The organism is Synechocystis sp. PCC 7339, from assembly GCF_019924095.1.
GTDB lineage: Bacteria > Cyanobacteriota > Cyanobacteriia > Cyanobacteriales > Microcystaceae > Synechocystis.
In genome coordinates, this window is record NZ_CP063659.1 from 3,116,874 (window position 1) to 3,132,880 (window position 16,007).

The 16,007-nt window shown below is 46.4% G+C and carries 17 protein-coding genes and 1 pseudogene; 10 read left to right on the forward strand and 8 right to left on the reverse strand.

Annotated elements, in window-relative coordinates:
• Positions 1–93: 93 nt before the first annotated feature.
• The 5 genes and pseudogenes from lhgO (at position 94) to IQE94_RS14710 (ending at position 3,168) form a co-directional block, all read left to right on the forward strand.
• A complete protein-coding gene (gene lhgO / locus IQE94_RS14690; protein ID WP_223342209.1) occupies positions 94–1,296 on the forward strand; it encodes an L-2-hydroxyglutarate oxidase in 1,203 nt (400 codons plus the stop codon).
• A gap of 50 nt (positions 1,297–1,346) precedes the next feature.
• Positions 1,347–1,526: pseudogene (locus IQE94_RS14695) on the forward strand (transposase); the annotation flags it as partial.
• Between the two features lie 68 nt (positions 1,527–1,594).
• Positions 1,595–2,086: a hypothetical protein gene (locus IQE94_RS14700; RefSeq protein WP_223342210.1), complete on the forward strand. Its 492-nt coding sequence runs from the start codon at positions 1,595–1,597 to the stop codon at positions 2,084–2,086.
• 161 nt (positions 2,087–2,247) lie between these two features.
• On the forward strand, positions 2,248–2,769 hold the full coding sequence (locus tag IQE94_RS14705; protein WP_223342211.1) for a DinB family protein: 522 nt from the start codon (positions 2,248–2,250) through the stop codon (positions 2,767–2,769).
• A 72-nt stretch (positions 2,770–2,841) separates the two neighbouring features.
• On the forward strand, positions 2,842–3,168 hold the full coding sequence (locus IQE94_RS14710) for a trans-aconitate 2-methyltransferase (RefSeq protein WP_223342212.1): 327 nt from the start codon (positions 2,842–2,844) through the stop codon (positions 3,166–3,168).
• 219 nt (positions 3,169–3,387) lie between these two features.
• Here the strand turns inward: IQE94_RS14710 and IQE94_RS14715 are convergent, their stop codons facing one another.
• Complete coding sequence (locus tag IQE94_RS14715; protein ID WP_223342213.1) at positions 3,388–5,073, reverse strand: metallophosphoesterase family protein; 1,686 nt, start codon at positions 5,071–5,073, stop codon at positions 3,388–3,390.
• Between the two features lie 72 nt (positions 5,074–5,145).
• Between IQE94_RS14715 and IQE94_RS14720 the strand changes: the two genes are divergently transcribed.
• The gene (locus IQE94_RS14720) at positions 5,146–5,901 is read left to right on the forward strand and encodes a WecB/TagA/CpsF family glycosyltransferase (protein WP_223342214.1); all 756 of its coding nucleotides are present in this window, start codon (positions 5,146–5,148) and stop codon (positions 5,899–5,901) included.
• A 38-nt stretch (positions 5,902–5,939) separates the two neighbouring features.
• On the opposite strand, the gene tsaB is transcribed toward IQE94_RS14720, so the two are convergent.
• On the reverse strand, positions 5,940–6,599 hold the full coding sequence (gene tsaB / locus IQE94_RS14725) for a tRNA (adenosine(37)-N6)-threonylcarbamoyltransferase complex dimerization subunit type 1 TsaB (protein ID WP_223342215.1): 660 nt from the start codon (positions 6,597–6,599) through the stop codon (positions 5,940–5,942).
• A gap of 21 nt (positions 6,600–6,620) precedes the next feature.
• Between tsaB and IQE94_RS18685 the strand changes: the two genes are divergently transcribed.
• Both IQE94_RS18685 and IQE94_RS14730 read left to right on the forward strand, forming a co-directional pair.
• Positions 6,621–6,749 (forward strand): hypothetical protein, encoded by a 129-nt coding sequence (locus tag IQE94_RS18685; RefSeq protein WP_255611307.1) that lies wholly within the window; start codon positions 6,621–6,623, stop codon positions 6,747–6,749.
• A gap of 75 nt (positions 6,750–6,824) precedes the next feature.
• Positions 6,825–7,526, forward strand: a complete 702-nt coding sequence (locus IQE94_RS14730; RefSeq protein ID WP_223342216.1) for an SGNH/GDSL hydrolase family protein — start codon at positions 6,825–6,827, stop codon at positions 7,524–7,526.
• A 36-nt stretch (positions 7,527–7,562) separates the two neighbouring features.
• On the opposite strand, the gene IQE94_RS14735 is transcribed toward IQE94_RS14730, so the two are convergent.
• The 4 genes from IQE94_RS14735 to IQE94_RS14750 are packed head-to-tail and all read right to left on the reverse strand — an operon-like array spanning position 7,563 to position 11,776.
• Entirely contained in the window at positions 7,563–7,940 is a 378-nt protein-coding gene (locus tag IQE94_RS14735; RefSeq protein ID WP_223342217.1) for a hypothetical protein, read from the reverse strand.
• Positions 7,941–7,966: 26 nt separating this feature from the next.
• Positions 7,967–8,482 carry a hypothetical protein gene (locus IQE94_RS14740; RefSeq protein WP_212720650.1) on the reverse strand — a complete coding sequence of 172 codons (516 nt, stop codon included), beginning with the start codon at positions 8,480–8,482 and terminating at the stop codon, positions 7,967–7,969.
• 8 nt (positions 8,483–8,490) lie between these two features.
• Entirely contained in the window at positions 8,491–11,589 is a 3,099-nt protein-coding gene (locus tag IQE94_RS14745; RefSeq protein ID WP_223342218.1) for a UPF0182 family protein, read from the reverse strand.
• Positions 11,525–11,776, reverse strand: coding sequence for a hypothetical protein (locus IQE94_RS14750; RefSeq protein WP_190597233.1), 252 nt, complete (start codon positions 11,774–11,776; stop codon positions 11,525–11,527). The genes IQE94_RS14745 and IQE94_RS14750 overlap by 65 nt, the downstream gene beginning before the upstream one ends.
• Before the next feature lie 259 nt (positions 11,777–12,035).
• Here IQE94_RS14750 and IQE94_RS14755 point away from each other — a divergent pair, with 259 nt between their 5' ends.
• Together IQE94_RS14755 and IQE94_RS14760 are read left to right on the forward strand one after the other, a co-directional pair.
• Entirely contained in the window at positions 12,036–12,326 is a 291-nt protein-coding gene (locus IQE94_RS14755) for a PepSY domain-containing protein (RefSeq protein WP_223342219.1), read from the forward strand.
• Between the two features lie 206 nt (positions 12,327–12,532).
• Positions 12,533–13,342, forward strand: coding sequence for an A24 family peptidase (locus IQE94_RS14760; protein ID WP_223342220.1), 810 nt, complete (start codon positions 12,533–12,535; stop codon positions 13,340–13,342).
• Positions 13,343–13,547: 205 nt separating this feature from the next.
• On the opposite strand, the gene IQE94_RS14765 is transcribed toward IQE94_RS14760, so the two are convergent.
• Entirely contained in the window at positions 13,548–15,089 is a 1,542-nt protein-coding gene (locus IQE94_RS14765; RefSeq protein WP_223342221.1) for a glycine betaine ABC transporter substrate-binding protein, read from the reverse strand.
• A 251-nt stretch (positions 15,090–15,340) separates the two neighbouring features.
• Entirely contained in the window at positions 15,341–15,886 is a 546-nt protein-coding gene (locus tag IQE94_RS14770; protein WP_223342222.1) for a nucleoside monophosphate kinase, read from the reverse strand.
• Between the last annotated feature and the right edge of the window lie 121 nt (positions 15,887–16,007).

A 16,007-nucleotide genomic window follows, 5' to 3' on the forward strand; every position in this document is an offset into this window, starting at 1 on the left:
GGCCAACGAGAGCAATTGATCATTCTGTTTCCTCGGTCGGCATTGTCGGGCTAGGATAATTAGCTGGTAATTTTTCCAAGGAGTGGGGAAAAAATGGCTTCCTATGACATCACAATTATCGGCGGTGGCATTGTTGGCTTGGCCACGGGGTTATTTATTAGCCGTCGTTTTCCTCAATACAAATTATTGATTTTGGAGAAGGAAGCGGAGCCAGCCCACCACCAAACGGGGCACAATAGCGGCGTCATTCACTCTGGCATTTACTATAAACCTGGCAGTTTTAAGGCCCAATTCACCAAAGCTGGCAACCAAAGCATGGTGGAATTTTGCCAGGAACACGCCCTGCCCTACGAGGTTTGTGGCAAGGTCATTGTGGCGACCAAACCGGCGGAATTGCCCCTATTGGAAAACCTATTTAATCGGGGTCAAGCCAATGGCTTAAAGGTGAAAAAACTTAGCCCTGAACAGGTTGGGGAGTATGAGCCCCATGTGCGATGCTTAGGGGGGATTCATGTGTCCACTTCTGGCATTGTTAATTACAAACTGGTTTGTCAAAAATATGCAGAACTTATTCAAGCCCAGGGCGGAGAAATCAAGTTTAACCATCGGGTAAGTGGTATTGCAACCCAGGCTAATGGCCATAGTTTGGTCACTAACCAGGGGGATTTTTTTAGTCGTTTTCTGATCAATTGTGGCGGTCTCCAGAGCGATCGCCTGGCCAAGATGGCGGGGATCAAGCCTGATGCTAAAATCGTACCTTTTCGAGGGGAGTATTATGAGTTGAAGCAAGAGAAAAGATATTTAGTCAAAGGTTTAATTTACCCAGTCCCCAACCCGGCCTTTCCCTTTTTGGGGGTACATTTCACCCGCATGATTGATGGCAGTATCCACGCTGGGCCCAATGCGGTGCTGAGCTTGAAGCGGGAAGGTTATCGCAAAACGGATTTTGATTGGGGGGATTTCACTGAGGTGATGGCCTATGCTGGCTTTTGGAAGTTGGTGGGTAAACATTGGCAAGAAGGCCTACAGGAAATTATTCGCTCCTTTAGTAAGGCGGCCTTTGTGCAGAGTTTACAGGAATTAATTCCGGAAGTGACGGCGGACGACATTCTGCCCAATCCAGCGGGGGTGAGGGCCCAGGCGCTGAAAAATGATGGGGCTTTGGTAGAAGATTTTCTCATTGTCCCCGGCTCCAATTCCCTCCAGGTACTTAACGCTCCTTCTCCGGCGGCCACAGCTTCTTTGGAAATTGGCAAGGCGATCGCCTCCCAAGTGCCGACTCTTTTAAATCGTTGACATCAGCTTGTAATTTGAGAGGAAGTTGGTAGAGCCTTATTTACCCAAAGCAAAAAACGGGGGAAGAAAAAGGCTTTGAATTCCTACCCCACCGTTGGGTAGTCGAGCGTACCTTTGCTTGGTTTGGACGCTATTGTCGTTTAAGCAAGGATTATAAATATTTACTTACCACCAGTGAGACAATATTTTATGTGGCCATGGTCAACCTCATGCTCCAGAGGCTTGCCTAAAACTTTCCAAACACTTTTTAAGATCAAAAATTTACTGACAATGGCTATTGGAAAACTACGGATCTACAATGAAAACACTATCGGTCGCACAACAAATTACTAACCTCCGTCCAGCCCTGGGAATAGCGGCCCAGATCAATCGATGGTTCTTGGGGGCGGCTGTTTTGGGGGCGATCACCTCACTATTATTTTGGAATCTATTACCTTTAACATTTTCGCTTTTTTTTGTCATTGTCGGATTTTCCAGAAGAAAGCTAGGCTCTAATCTGATTGCAGCCATATCTGCTTTTGACGAGGAAGTTCCCTCACTGGGAGAGGTTTGCATTACCATTACTCGTTGGAATGCCGATAATCACTACCACGGAATTGTGCGGGAAACAGGTTATCCCAATTGGAAATATGAGTTTATTCCCCAGGGTTGGCGACCAGTACCGGGTACTTATCCTGCCAAGATATGGCGCACTGATATTGATGGCAGACCCATTCTTACCGTTGTCCAAGAAGGGATTATGATTCCCACCGGTGATGCTAGGGTCGAGTCGGGATCCATTGAGAATTAACCTAGAATTGACAGAGCAACATATTGGTGGTGCAAAAATAACCAGGAAATTGATTAAACGGCAGGCGATCGCCCAGGTTGGAATTAATTACTGTCAATTGGCGATCGGTTGGTACGTGGCTTAGAAACAAATACATTTTTTCATCACAGGAGCTAAACAATATGCAGACGAGCGATTACTTCGAGCTAATGGCCCAATACAACCAATGGATCAATGGGAAGATTTATGCAGTCTGCGCCGAAATTCCCGACGATATGCGAAAAAAAGATCTAGGTGCTTTTTTTAAGTCCATCGATGGAACCTTAAATCACATTTTGTACGGAGACAAAGCATGGCTGGGAAGATTTACCAAACAATCTTTGACATCAAAAAGCATTGGTCAGGAACTTTACCAAAACTTTGATGCGCTATGGGCCGAGAGAAGTGCAATGGACCAAGAAATTTTACACTGGTCCCAGAACTTATCATCCCCATGGTTAGAAACTCCTTTTGAATACACCAGCAACACAGACGGCAAAACCCGTATTATGCCCACCTGGGTGTTGGTCACCCATATGTTTAATCATCAAACTCACCACCGTGGCCAAGTGACCACCCTGATCAAGCAACTGGGCTATGAGCCTGGCATAGTGGACTTACCTTGGTTAGCCCACCTTGATGTAAACACTGGTAATGGGCTCTAATCGATAGCGACAACCACTGGGTAGAAAAGTACTTTTTATAGCACTAAATCAATTGGGGGCACAGCTCACGAAATGAATCAGGAAAAATTATTGGCCCTGATGATGGATTTACACCGGGATGGACCACGTCAGGGGCCAGGAAGCGAAGCAGAAACCATACGAGCCCTCGAACTAACTCGAATCGATACATTGGCAAAACTTCAGGTCGCTGACATCGGTTGCGGTACGGGGGCATCGACTTTGGTTTTAGCAAGTAAGCTGCAAAATGCACAAATTACCGCCATTGATATTTTTCCAGAATTTCTTGATGTTTTGTCGGCAAAAGCAAGGGCAATGGGTTACTCCGAAAAAATCGAGACGCTTACAGAATCAATTTACAACAACAAATCAACGGTGTAACAAGCGTTTGAATTCTGCTGAGTGTGCCAGGCTGAAACGGTAGCCGCTGTAAACGTTTGTAATGCCTATGACAGAGAGCGTTGGTCTTGGCCAACGGAAATTTGACCACTGTAAGCTGAGGAAAATATCAGTTGTCGTTTAAGTTAAAAACAGGGCAATATCTTTACAATATTAGTAAAATTGAATGCAATACCAAAAAGCAAACAGGATGAGTTGGGTTTACCTTAGTTGAAATTGGTCAAATAAAACTACATTGTTATTATCTCCATTGATGTCAAAATAATAGCTTTTGATCACTGCGTTATTATCACTAGTTTCCAGTACACTAAAGACGGTAATTTTATTATTAGCAATGTAAGGTAATGGTTCTTCTTGGGAATTAAGTAGAGGGGCAATGGTGGGAATAATTGGCGATAAACCATTGGGATTACCAACGGGGAAATCATTGCTGGGATCAGTAAAATCTGGCAGGGAACGGGGATTGTCGGCTAAATGGGCGCCATAACTATTGCCGACATTGGAAGTTTCTAAAAAATGCATCCCCCCAGGACTGACAAAACGATTCCAAAGATGGGAATGGCCATAAAAAACTAGCTGAACTCCGGCATTTTTTAGCAGAGGAACTAAGTATTTAATAATCTGATTTTCTCCTTTGGGATAATGATAACGGCGGTGAACCATGGTGCCATCGGGAGCATATTCTTCATAGGCTTGGGGATCGGTGTAGGGAGGGGTGACATTACCGCCTAAACTATGGGGAGGATGGTGGAACATAACAATTTTGTACTGAGCTTGTTGGAAGGCTTCCCCAGCTAATTCCTGCTGCAGCCATTCATACTGTCTACTGTCGGGGGTAATGGGCTCAAAAATATGCTGGCCATAGCCCCAATTTTCCGGCTCATGTAACTGTTGACTGCTTTCCTGGTAACGCCCCGGTGTGATTGAATTCTTTTGTGGTGCTCTCCAAACATTGGTGACCATTAAGGAAATGAGACGAATATGACCAAAAGTAACAGCATAGTACTGTTTTTGCGGCGCTGGGGTGGGGGGTAAGGAAAAAATTTCTTGATAGGTTTGGAAGTTAAAGGAATTATCCTCAATCCATTGGGCGGCTCGGCCTGGATCATATTCCTGCTCAGCAAAATCCTGCCGCTCAAAATATTCTTCTTCGGCGATCGCCTGGGGTCGAGCATCCTTAAACTGTAAATGCAATGCCTTGCTGGGGGAATAGCGGCCCATTACTTCATGGTTACCAATGCAGGGAAAGAGGGGAGTAGATTGCAACAACGACGCTCCTTGATAAATTTTGCCTCCCAGGGTGACCGAGGCCCGGCCCTGGAGAACTGGGAAAAAAGACCTACCCCGGCGGTCATCAAACCACTCCGAAGCCCGATCCGGCACATTGACCATATCTCCGGCATGGAATACCGCATCAAAGCCACTATAAACGGCGATCGCCTGTTGGATATTGGCCGCCACCATGGGCATTAACTGATGGTCGGAGGTGAGCAAAATTTTTAAGGGCTGATCCGCAGGGGGGCTGGGTTGGAGGGAAAAAATATCGCTCTGGTGTATGTGTTGGCGATCGGCACTGAAAACTTGATAGGGCAAAGTCTCCCCAGCTTTTAAACCCTTGATCACCGCTTGATGTCGCCAAATGGCCCTGGGGGAAAGCTTGTCATAGGTTTGGAAGGTGTAGGACCATTCATCTTCCCTGGTGCGGGTCAACTGTCGGCTGGAAGCCTCGGTGCGATGCTCCAGGTCTTTCCCCCACTGCACCCAATGGTTGTCCCCGGCAAATTCGGTAAACCAAATGACTTCAACGCTGTCAGGGGTGGGAAGTTGTAAAAAAGGATCACTCAACATAACCAGCAAATGCATTAATAACAAACTAGTGACAATCATCCCCTGGCCTCAGTTTTATTGCTCCGACAATGGCAAAATTAAACCACCCAGACATCCACTTTGGCTTTTGCTGTGAACATTTCCCGCACCATTATCAGCACGAGAATTGACTGCACAGACTATGGACAAGCCACAGCCACCATCATTAATTTAGCTAAAGCGGCGATCGCCAATTATGTGGTAGCGGCCAATGTCCATGTGGTAATGAGCGCCTATGGCAATAAAAGTTATCAAGAAATTATTAATCAAGCTGTGTTAGTCACCCCCGATGGTATGCCATTGGTGTGGGGATTAAAATTGCTCGGTTACCCACAGGCTACTAGAGTTTATGGCCCGAATTTGATGCTAACAATTTGTCAGCGAGCCGTGGACGAAAACCTTGGTATTTACCTCTACGGCGGTACCGAAGCTTGTTTAACTCAACTAAAAGTTAATCTAATTAAACGTTTTCCCACACTTGACATTGTTGGTGCTGATTCTCCTCCTTTTCGTCCCCTGGAACCGCAGGAGGAAGAAGTGGCCCTAGCAAAAATTAAGCGTTCGGGAGCCCATATTCTCTTTGTTGGTCTGGGCTGTCCTAAGCAGGAAATTTGGATGGCTAATCATTATCAAAAACTAAATCTGGTCATGGTGGGGGTGGGAGCTGCTTTTAATTTCCACAGTGGTTTGGTGTCCCAAGCTCCCCGCTGGTTAATGGCCCTAGGATTGGAATGGTTCTATCGTTTACTCATGGAACCGAAACGATTATGGCGCAGATATTTAATCAATAACCCCGCCTTTATTATTCTATTTACTTGGCAATGGTTCACCAAGAAAAAAACCTTATAAACTATTTTGCTCCTAATGTTTGAGCAGGAAAAAATAGATTAATTGGCCACAGGGTCGGTGGGGCTCATGCCATAGAAAGGTTGGGCCGCTGACCAGTGGGGTCGATCGCCAAGGAGCCAATGTTGCCAAGCAAGGATTAGCAGTTGGGGGGCGGTGATGCCAAGCTGGGGCGGAGTGCTATAGATCCGTTCCACCTGTTTATCGGCCATGAATTGTTGCCAATCGTCCGGTAACCAAAGGCGATCGCCGTCTAGGGTAATTAGTGTTTCTCCGACAACTTGATAGAGTGCCCCGTAAAGATAACCCCTGGTTGCGGGCATGGTGACAGCCAATAACTCGCCATCGTCACAGGCTTTAATCAAAGATTGAGCAAAACAAGCCAGGGTAGAAATGGCAAATAGGGGAATTTGTAATTGCTGGGCTAGGGTGCGGGCAGTGACCATACCAATGCGGACGCTGGTAAAGCTACCGGGGCCTTGGGCGACGGCCAGATAGGCCAATTCTGGCCATTGCTGGCTCGGCAAAAAATCCCCTAAACAATTGTGTAATTGATTGAGTAATTCCCGATCCAATGACCAAGTTTGCTGGGCTACCGGATTTTTTCCTCGTTGTAGAGCTAAACCTAGTTGGCCGGTGGCGGTGTGGAGGGCCAGACCTAAACTGTGATCGGTCAGGGAAAGGGGAGGCGGTACGGTCATTACCAATAGATTTAAGTATCGTTGCTTACTGCAACCTTTAGTTTATCGGGGATAGGATGGGGGCAAATGCATCGCTGTTATCTAATTTTCTGCCTCAATGTGGCGATCGCCGGGGGGCAAATGTGTATAAATGCTTACGTCAACCTGTAGAATCTCAGTTAAGATCTCGTTACAATCCATCCCATTGGTTTTGATTTTACCCGCCCGACCCTAGGACATCATCCCATGCAAACGATTTCCCCTGCGTCGACCCTTACCCAAACTCCCCGTTTTGACCATCCCCTAAAAGTGTTGGCCATGGGGGACAGTCTTGTCTACGGTTACGGAGATCCCATCGGTGGCGGTTGGGCGGAACGGCTAAGGCGGTTTTGGATGGAAGAAAATGGCCCCGTTCTCTATAACCTCGGTATCCGTGGCGATCGGGTAGCCCAAGTTAGTGAACGGTTGGAGCAAGAATTTCGCCTGCGTGGAGAAATCCGCAACAAAGTCCCCGATTTGCTCATTCTCTCTGTGGGGGTGAACGACTCCCCCCGGTTGGGTCGGCCCGATGGGCGTTGTTTCACCGATGAAATCCTCTTTCAAAAACAGGTGGAGCAATTATTGGATAGTGCCCGTCAACTCTGTCCGGTGCTTTTTGTCGGTATGGTGCCGGTCAACGAAGTTCGGATGCCTTTCCTCGACTGTTTTTATTTCAACCACTCTGATCAACGCCGTTTCAAAACCATCACCCAAAAGGCCTGTGGCGATCGCCAAATTCCCTACCTAGATATTTTTGAAATTTGGCAACAACGGGGCCAGGAATGGATTAACGATCATCTCATGGCCGACGGACTCCACCCCAACGTGGCAGGCTACAAGGCACTATTGGATGACATCCACCACTGGCAACCCCTCAAAGAGCTAACAACTAAGGTATCTCAACCTTAGGTCTAGTTATCGGCAACTTCAGCCAAATTTTCCTTGTCAGTTTTTTTCTAGGAATTCACCAAAAATCTGGGCTAGATGCTGAACCTGTGTTTCTAGCTCTTTTACCCTGTCTTCCAGGGATTGAGGCACAGGCAAACCCTTAATTTTGGGCAGCAAACTATCCCATCCTTTTGCTTTTATGCCATAGGTCTTATTGTAAACACTGTAAGTATTACGATAATTGCCGAAATGTTTGATCAAAAATTCCTTGCTAACTTTCTTTTCTTGATCTAAAAATTGCGGAGGTTTTCGATTAATAATTTCTTGCAAGCGCTCATAAAGAACAGCGGTAGCCCCCATAAGTTTGGCTGTATTTTTCGTGTCTTGTTGATCTATTGCGTCAAGTTGATCTAACAATTTACTAAATTTAGACATGGTTTTGGATTGAAAAATTAACTGCTTTAACCGGGGTCTCTGCCAATTGAAGACGGCTTTGTATCCATTTGAGGTTTATCAGGATCTGATTTAGGGGAGGTATCAATCAACCCCATATCGGGCGGCTCATCAAAAAAGACTGAATTGACAAATGTCCATAGTATATGAAATTTACCAAACCAACTTTTACTTTCTTTAACTTTCAATGCCGCTAATTCCACTTCTGTCTGAATGTTTTTTAAGTCAGCCTTAATTTTGTCTCTCTCGATGATCATTCTTTGTTTTTCCACAACAGAATTTTTCACTTCTAATTTTATTTGATCTAATTCTGCCTGTAGCCTATTTTTTTCCTCTTCTTGAATCTCTATCGAGTTGTTTAAATCGCTAATCTGACTTCTGTAACGACTATTCCAACTTTGAAGACTGCCCCTCGATCTACGAATTGACTTGAGAGAACTTACTGCTATTTGCAAATTTTCATCATCCGGATAAATTTTTGCAAGATCATAGAGTTCTTTAACTTTCTGTTCTATCTGATCCATAATTACCTCTAATTCAATTCGTTATTAATACCATTAACAACTCCATCAACTGGACGCACAATTGCCTCTCCTCCTAGAGAATCCGGTGAAAAAATGGCATCTATGGCCTCATTTAAACTTTCTGCCATGACAATTTGATTGCCATAAACTACCACAACCCGAGCGAGGGTGGGCAAACTATTTTTCTCAGCTTCCAGATAAATTGGTTCCACATATAGTAAAGATTCTTCAATGGGAATTACCAGCAAATTACCCTGAATAGCCCGAGAACCTCGGCGATTCCACAAACTAATCCGTTCCGAAATTACTGGATCTTGGTTCACCAAAGCTTCAATTTGTTCGGGGCCATAAACCAGTCTTTCCTTGGGTAAGGTGTAGAGCAACAATTTGCCATAATTTTGTTCATCACAGCGGGCAAAGAGTAGAGCAATCAGGTTATTGCGAGCGTTGGGAGTATAAACTTGGGAAAGAACAAATTCCTCTTCTTTGGCATCGATTCCCGCCAATTTCATAATCAGGTAATAGGGAGCAATGGGTTGTTGCTCATCCGCATAGGTTTCCTGGGGAATACGCCATTGATCTTCCCGGTTGTAAAATACATCAATATCCTCCATGTGATAGGTCAACAATCGCTCCGATTGGGTACTGAACATATCCACCGGATAACGAATATGACTTTTTAAAGTAGAGGGCATGGAACTAAAAGGTAAAAACAGTTCGGGAAATATTTTCTGCCAAGCTTTAATTAATGGATCTTGTTTATCGATGGTGAAAAAACGTACATCACCGTTGTAGGCATCCACCAAGATTTTGACCGAATTACGAATGTAGTTAAAGTTACGCCCCGGTTGGTTAGCATCCCCTTCCCCCGGATCGGAATAGGGATAGTAGTTGCTGGTGGTGTAGGCATCAATCAACCAATAAAGGGTGGAATGTTCTTCTCCTTTTACTTTGGCTGTTACTAAGTAAGGATCGCGGTCAAAGCGTAAAAAGGGTGCAATATGGCGGATACGATGGTTAATATTACGACGAAATAAAATTCTAGTATCAGGCTTAAAGTTTTCCGTGAACAGCATTTGCCAGTCCCGCAAATAAACGGCAAATAATAATTTTCTGAGGGGAGAATTCAAAAAAATGCCACCCCGACCGTCATAAAAGTTGTAAACGTTTTCCTCTCCACTGGGGAAATCCAGCTCAGGAATGGCGGTGTTGGTCATGATGTAGTTATCAGTAATCTCACCAAAATAAATGCGGGGCTTACCGATGGGAATACTGGTGCGGATCAGTTCACTGGAGGTGCGCAGAGCACCTTCGTTTTCGTCGGTGCCAATATCTTTGACAAAGTAATAGGGCAATCCCCCTTGATCCACTAGATTAACGGGGGAAAGGGTGAAGCCGTAGCCGTGGGTATAGACCAAATGTTTGTTCACCCAGGTTTGGGCCTTTTCTGGCACAGCAGTGTAGTCCAATTCCCTAGGGGCAATGAGCACCTGTTGTTTGGCGGTGCTGATGGTTTGGGTGTCGTCTTTTTGCACCCGGATGGTGTAGCGGTCTAGGTCAGCGTCAACAAATTTATAGTAAAGCCGAATTTGTTGTAGTTGCCGATTAGTTTTCAGCAGGGGGATGGGGTCCCAAAGGCGGATGTTGTCCAAGGTGAGTCGGTTGCTTTCGAGGCTAGCGGGGGTGAGTTGGCCACGGCCGCTGAGGGTGGTGGGCTGGATAATTTGTAGGTTAAAAGCTTCCCTGGTGGCGGCGATGTTGCGGGCCAGATAGGGCCTTTCCCTGGTGAGTTGATTGGGTTGCACCACCAACAGTTCGATCGCCCAACCGCCCAAATTTTGCAGTAGCAGAATTAAAAGGTAAACAGACATCGGCAACCAGAGGCCGATTAAGGGTAACTGTCCCCGTCGCTGGGGGGCACCAGTTCCTTTCCCCGAGGGCCAACCCTTAAGGCTCAACCACCCCGACCAAATGGCGATCGCCACGGTAAAAATTGCTAACCCGGTTTCCACGGGTAAACGCCAATGAACATCAGTGTAATTAGCTCCGTAGACTACCCCATGGTTAGCAAACAAATAACCATAACGCTTTAACCAATGCTCCACTGCTAGGGTGGCGGCCACTGCGGCGCCCAAAGCACTTAGATGTCTCAACTGGGCTGGGGAAAAGCCGGGAAATCGTCCCTCTGATAAGCTATTGCCGGATTTAAGAATAATTAAAGTTACCGCCAACAAACTAAAGAGGAATAGCCCCCGCCACCAACTCTCTAACAACTGCCAGAGGGGAATCTGGAAAATATAAAAGCTAATATCTCGGTGAAACTGGGGGTCAATGGCATTGAAGGATTGACTGTTAAAAGAAAGTAGCAATCGAAACCAGTTGCCCGATAGCAACAGTCCCCAAACCCCACTCAAAATAAAGACTAAACCCGGTAATAGCTTGGGACCCCGCAACACACCAATGAGGGCTAAAATCCCCGCCAAGGCTGTTGCTCCCAACTGGGCACGCCCATTGCTGAAATTGGTAAACAGCAAACGAAGCCGAAAGGGTTGGGGCACCGCTGGGGTGATATTGGGCAGAGTATAGTCCGGGGTCCACACTTGAATGGTGATGAAAACGTAATACATCACCAGGGCCACCAGAATTATTTGTAGGGCAATAATCAGGGGCAGTAGAACGGGTAATGGTAGGGGGCGGGAATGGGCTTTTGGCCCCACTGGTGGAGCGGGCACGGGTAAGTAACGGGAACCGATCGCCACGGGCACTGGTGCAGAGGCAGCTTGGGTGACGGCAAGGCTTTTCAGTTGGGCTTCCTCATGGGCCAGACGGTTGGCCACTTTGACCTGGAAAACAATAAAGGCCCAGGAAATAAAACCCGCCACCAACGTAATGCTCCCCTGCCAGCGCAACCGCTTCCAAAAGACGGACTGGAAGTTTAACTCCCGGAACCAGAGATTTTCCACATAGATGCGGGCAATGATCTCCAACCCCATCAAAGCAATGGCCAGGACGATCGCCACCTTGACCCACCCTTTCATGGCCCTAACTCCCTTGTTTAGCGGTGAACCATTGGGAAAGTTTTTTGATCCCCCAACTACTGATGGCACCCAAAATCAAAATACTAATGGCGGGATTGAACAGGGGTAGCCAGAGTTTTTGCCAGATTTGATAGCCCAAGGGAATACCGGTGGATTCCCCCACCACCGCAATGGCAAACCAGAAAAAGCCCAGCAACACCAGGAATACATCAGCAATCAAAATACGGTCTAGCCAGGTTAGTAGTAAAGTTTTCATAAAATTTGCATCCAATCCAGATAATCACGTCAGGGACTGATTTCTGCTGAGCGGTGGGACCGGAGCCCCCAATTGATACCCATGGCAGGTATTTGTTTCCCATCTTAATCCTTTGCTGGATGGCCTCCGTTAACGAACCGTTTGGCCCCAGGGAGTGGGCGATCGCCAAGCTGTTAACCCCTGGCTTGGTAAACCAACCATGACAGTCTAGGTTGGAAAAACTAATGTGTTGCTTAAACTTCCTTTGGAGAAACTAACCATGATGAATGCCATCAAACAAATTAGCTATTTTCTAGCCGGCGTGGTGCTGATGGAAATGACCCTTACAGCGGCGATCGCCAGGGCCGATGACCGGGATGTGACGGCCCAGGAAAGACAGAGAATTGTCCAAGTACTCAACGCCATGGGCTGTAATTCCTTTGATGATGCTGAGTACGAAATCGACAAAAAACGTTTTGAAATTGACGATGTCGTCTGTGCCGACGGGCGGGAATATGAAATTTATCTAGATACCAATTATCGAGTTATCAAGAAGGAATTGGAGGACTAACCCTAGTCAATCAGGAAAAAATTGGGCTTTTCAAAAACAAAACGGACTACATTTGTTTTAGAACCTGTTCGTCAAGTCCAATTCTGCTCCTTAAATTTTCTAATGCCTTAATGTCGGGGGACTTTAAGTTTTTCCCGTCAAATAGGGGGTAAGGAGGCTTGGCAAACACCACCTTAAATTTTTGACTTTCCTTAGCCGAAACCAGCATGGATCCCCTGATTGCTCCCCTTGCCTTCCTGCTTGCCATTGCCCTGGGCTCTGCTGTGGGTAGTTTTCTCAATGTGGTAGCCTATCGCTTACCAGAGGGTTTATCCCTGGTGCATCCCCCTTCCCGTTGTCCCCACTGTGGCCACCCACTCGGGCCAAAAGAAAATGTGCCAGTGGTGGGTTGGCTTTGGCTACGGGGTAAATGCCGTTGGTGCCAAGTCTCTATTTCCTCCCGCTATCCCCTGGTGGAGGCTGTTACGGGTTTATTATTTGCCCTGACCTGTTGGCGTTTTGGTTGGCAGTGGCAAATCCTCGGCTACTGGACATTAATTAGTTTTTTAATTGCCCTAACTTTAATCGACTGGGACACCATGACCCTGCCCAATAGTCTCACTAAACCAGGACTGGTGCTGGGGCTATTATTTCATTTACTGCTGGGTTGGCAGAGCGGCAATTGGATTATTCCCTTGGTGGAGGCGATCGCCTCGGCGGTATTGGGGCTATGGCTGTTTGATTTGATCCGCATGGGGGGGAGTCTGTTGCTCGGCAGGGAAGGCATGGGGGACGGCGACCCCAAATTAGCGGCCATGGTGGGAGCTTGGTTGGGCTGGCCATCATTACTTTTAACCACATTTATTGCCTGTCTATTCGGTTCCATCTATGGCGGTTTAAAGCTACTGCTGGGCACATTGCAACGACGACAGGGTTTTCCCTTCGGCCCCTTTTTGGCGATCGGTGCCCTCGTCAGTCTCTTTTGGGGTGAAAGATTGATTGCTAGCTACTTAAATTTTGTGACTCCACAATTTTGAGCTTTTGGGTGTGGTTACGGACTGTTATAAAGCTCCGGCAGCACTGGGGGAATTTGCCTTTGTTTCCCCCCCAAATTTGGTGGTCAAGGGGGCTTTTAAAACACGTTCTAAGAGACTTGGGCTGTACTCAAAGGACACAATTGCCGCCTGGCTGATTACTGCTGTGAAATCTGTGGATGCAAGGGCGATCAACGTTCTTGGCCACTCAAATTAACCCTTTAGTCTGCAAAAAAGCTTGCACCAGCTTTGTCACGTCGGTGTTGCCTTCATCCATTTGTAAATTGAGTTGTTGAATTTCTGTGGCGGTCAAGACTCCGGCTAATTCATTGATCGCTGGTCGGATTTGAGGATAGGTTTTGAGAATTTTGTCATTGAAAATAGGCACAGCATAATAGGGGGGAAAATAGTGTCTATTATCTGCCAAAACAACCAGCTTATTTTTGAAAATTTGCCCATCGGTGGAATTACCCGCCACCAAATCAACTTGGTTTGCCGTTAAGGCTGTATAAATTAAGCCTAAATCCATGGCGATCGGCGGTTTAGTAAATTTCAAATCATAGGTACGACTCAGACCAGGGTAGCCATCAGGACGGTTAAGAAACTCATAACCAAACCCTGCCTGCCATTCATTTTCTAAAGGCACTAAATCACTAATAGTTTTGAGACCATAGCGTTGGGCATCGGCGGGACGCACAATTAGCGCGAAAGTGTTTTCAAATCCCAAAGAAGGAAAAACGGTTAACTGAAATTTTTTGGCATAATCTCTTTTAACTGTCTCGTAAACTTGTTCTGCATTAGAAATAGGTTTTTGTTTCAAAATGACTGTGTAAGCGGTGCCTGTATATTCCACATAACCGGCGATCGCTCCGGACTTGACTGCTTCGTGGGCAATATTGGTGCCCCCCAAATTAAAACTGCGATTGACCGTCAAATTAGTTTTATTTTCAATTTGCTGGGCAAGCAGTTCTCCCAATACGTATTGCTCAGTAAAATTTTTCGCGCCAATGGTAATATCCGCCGGATTGCCAAACCAGAGAGCATGGATCAAAAATGATAATCCCAGAAATCCCCCTAAACCGACCGTTCCCCAGCGTAAATTGCGTTGCCAACGGGACAAGCGGGGGCCACGGCGGGAAAGTTGTTTTTCAAGTAAACCAATGCCCCAATCGGCGATCAAAGCAATCAATGCGGCCGGAATCGCCCCGGCTAAAATCAATTGGTTATTGACCAAGGAAATGCCTTGAAAAATAAACACTCCCAACCCTCCCCCACCGATCGCCGCCGCAATGGTGGCAACTCCCACACAAATCACCGTGGCAACCCGCAATCCCGCCAAAATGACCGTTAATGCCAAGGGTAATTCGATATAAATTAAGACCTGTCGAGGGGTCATGCCCAACGCGAAGGCCGCTTCTTTTAGTTCGGGATCAACGGATTTTAACCCCGTATACGTATTGCGAATCAAGGGTAACAGAGCATAGAGCACCAAGGCCACAATCGCCGGGGTGGGGCCAATACCACCCAATAATGGCACCGTAATCAAAAAACCAAACATGGCCAAACTAGGGATAGTCTGGGCCGCATTAGCAAAAATCAAAATCGGCTGGGCTAAGCGGGGCACTCGACTAATCACTACCCCCAACGGAATACCGATCAAAATTGCCACCGTCATGGCGATCGCCACTAGTTGAATATGTTCTTGGGTGTGGGTTAAGAGCTGGGGCCAGAGATTGGTCAATGAGGTCATTGGGTTAAAAAACGTGGAAAGTGAGCCTGACTTAACAACAACCGGCTAACTAAGCTGGCAACTTTTGGGGGGAATAACTACGTTTTATTGGCAATGCCTCCATAAAACTAGAGGGGAATCTCGGACACAGGAATGGCATTTATGACAGCAATTCTCACGATGGAATTTTGGGCTAAGTTGAGCTAACGCTATTGAGAATAGTGTCAATAATTATTTTCTATTTTAGGCTGTCCAATCGGACAAAACTGAGCTTAAAACTGGGACAAAATCAGCTTTGTTACTTGATCAACCTCAAGGTGTGCATTCACTGTCAGTAACTTTTTTTTCGCGTCGTAGTATTCCAACAGGGGAATGGTGTACTCGTGGAACCTGCCAATGCGATTGGTGACAACTTCGGGATGGTCATCAAACAAGGAACGGTTGAGGGAACGTTCCACCATTGTTGCTTCATCAATTTTTAGGTGCAGAGCCCAATCTAAGGGTTGTCCTAAATCTTCGAGTAAAAAGTCCAATTCTTCTGCCTGGAAAGCAGTGCGGGGATAACCTTCCACAATCCAGCCTTGACCTCCATCTTCCTGCCCTAACCTCTGTTGAATGAATTCGATCATTATCGGATCTGGTAACAAGTCCCCTTTTTCCACATAGGACTTGGCCTTGATGCCCAGGGGAGTGGCGCTAGTAATGGCATCACGCAAAATGCCCCCCATGGAAATCACCGACAAATTAAGCTGTTGGCTGAGGTTATTGGACTGGGTACTTTTCCCTGACCCTGGGCCACCGAGCAGAACTAATCGCATAATTAAAGGTCAAATTATTGATGGGTTGAAGACTGTTGATAGATGATGGATGGATAATTTGGTTGATTTTTCCCCCGCCGCTGCCGCTGAAGTTGGGGGTTTTCCCCGCCAAGGTTTAATT